Genomic DNA, 1,995 nt, shown 5'->3' with positions numbered 1-1,995 from the left:
CGGCCGAAGCGGCCAAGGAGATCAAGGCCCTGATCTCGGCCTCCTCGCAGCAGGTCGAGCGCGGCGTGGGCCTGGTCGGCGAGACCGGCAAGGTCCTCGAGCGCATCCTGACCCAGGTCACCCAGATCAACGGCGCGGTCACCGAGATCGCCGCTTCGGCCCAGGAACAGGCCACGGGCCTTCAGCAGGTCAACACCGCCATCAACCAGATGGACCAGGTGACCCAGCAGAACGCCGCCATGGTCGAGCAGGCCACCGCAGCCAGCCACGCCCTGTCGGCCGAAAGCGAGGCCCTGGCCCGCCTGATCGCCCGCTTCGACCTGGGCGGAAGCCCGGCTCACGCGGCTCCGGCCCCGACGCGCGCGCCGGCTCACGCGCCGGCGGCGATCGCCATGAAGACCACCGGCCGCGGCGGCGCCGCCCCGAAGCCGGCCTTCGAAGCTGCTGAAGACGCCTGGGACGAATTCTGAACATGACCGCACAGCCTCTCATCCTGGCCGACAGCCTGGACATGACCGCCGCCGGGCCGCTCCACAAGGCGCTGCTGGGCCGGCGCGGCCAGGCCCTTGCGGTCGACGCCTCGCAGGTTCGCCGCGTCGGCGGCCAATGCCTTCAGGTGCTGCTCTCGGCCCAGTCGACCTGGGCCGCCGACGGCGCCGAATTCCAGATCGTGGACCCCTCGCCCGAGTTCGCTGACGGCCTGGTCCTGATGGGCGCCGCCCATCTGGCCCCGGCCGCCGCCGCCCTTTCCCCTGTTCAGGATTGAACCCATGAGCATGACTGTCCTCACCGTCGACGACTCCCGGACGATGCGCGAAATGCTGCGCCTCGCCCTCGCGGACGCCGGCTTCCGCGTCGTCCAGGCCGAAGACGGCATCCATGGGCTGGAGGTTCTCCAGGCCGAGCCGGAGATGCCGCAGGTCATCGTCACGGACATCAACATGCCGCGCATGGACGGCTTCGGCTTCATCGAGGAAGTCCGGGGCGACCAGCGCTACCGCGCCATCCCGATCCTCGTGCTGACCACCGAAAGCGACGCGGAAAAGAAGAACCGCGCGCGGATGGCCGGCGCGACCGGCTGGATCGTCAAGCCGTTCAACCCGGTCAAGCTGGTGGACGCCATCCGCCGCGTCGCCGCCTGACCCACCCGAACCAAGAGTAGGAAACCACGCCCGTGGACCCGCTAGCCGCCATCCGGGAGACGTTCTTCCAGGAGTGCGAGGAACAGCTCGCAGAGCTCGAATCCGGACTCCTCGCCATGGAAGGCGGAGACCAGGATCCCGAGACCATCAACGCCGTCTTCCGGGCGGTGCACTCGATCAAGGGCGGCGCCGGGGCCTTCAGCCTGGAGGCGCTGATCCGCTTCGCGCACGTCTTCGAGACGGCGCTGGACGAGATGCGGTCGGGCCGCCTCGCCCCGTCGAACGACGTGCTGAAGACCATGCTGCGGGCGGCCGACGTGCTGGCCGACCTGGTGCGCGCGGCCCACGCGGGCGACGAGGCCGAGCATCCGGGCGCTGCGACCCTGGCGGAAGAGCTTCGCACCATGAGCGGCGCCGCGGGCGCCGAGGAAGAGTCCGAGGAAGACTGGGGCGACTTCGAGTTCCAGCCGATGGCCGTCGCGGTGGAAGGCGCCGAGACGCCCGCCGCGCCCGCCGGATTCGTGGTGACCTTCAAGCCGCGGGCCGACCTCTACGCCAAGGCCAACGAGGCCGCCCTGTTGCTGCGCGAGCTGACGCGCCTGGGCCAGGCCGAGGTCGAGCTGGACGCGCACGATGTGCCGCCGCTGAGCGAAATGGATCCTGAAGCGGCCTATCTGTCGTGGACGGTGACGCTGACCGGCGACGCCGACGAGACGTCGATCCGGGAAGTCTTCGAATTCGTCGACGGCGACTGCGAGCTGGAGGTGAAGCCGCTGGGCGGTTCGGCCGAGAGCGAGGGCGGCGAGCCCGCGTTCGACCTGTCGTCGCTGCTGGCCCGCGTGCAGGGCGATGC

The 1,995-nt window shown here is 70.2% G+C and carries 4 protein-coding genes; all 4 read left to right on the top strand.

Annotated features, from left to right (window positions below):
- Nucleotides 1–470: methyl-accepting chemotaxis protein (locus AX721_RS14685; RefSeq protein ID WP_231754724.1), on the top strand; the 470-nt coding region annotated here is incomplete at its 5' end.
- Between the two features lie 2 nt (nt 471–472).
- Complete coding sequence (locus AX721_RS14680; RefSeq protein WP_068876736.1) at nt 473–766, top strand: STAS domain-containing protein; 294 nt, start codon at nt 473–475, stop codon at nt 764–766.
- A 4-nt stretch (nt 767–770) separates the two neighbouring features.
- Nucleotides 771–1,142: a response regulator gene (locus AX721_RS14675; RefSeq protein ID WP_068876735.1), complete on the top strand. Its 372-nt coding sequence runs from the start codon at nt 771–773 to the stop codon at nt 1,140–1,142.
- A 32-nt stretch (nt 1,143–1,174) separates the two neighbouring features.
- On the top strand, nt 1,175–1,995 hold an 821-nt coding region (locus AX721_RS14670), incomplete at its 3' end, for an Hpt domain-containing protein (RefSeq protein WP_197422585.1).

It is taken from the genome of Phenylobacterium sp. CCH9-H3 (assembly GCF_001557235.1).
Lineage (GTDB): Bacteria > Pseudomonadota > Alphaproteobacteria > Caulobacterales > Caulobacteraceae > Phenylobacterium.
This window is presented reverse-complemented; position numbering and strand designations above follow the sequence as displayed.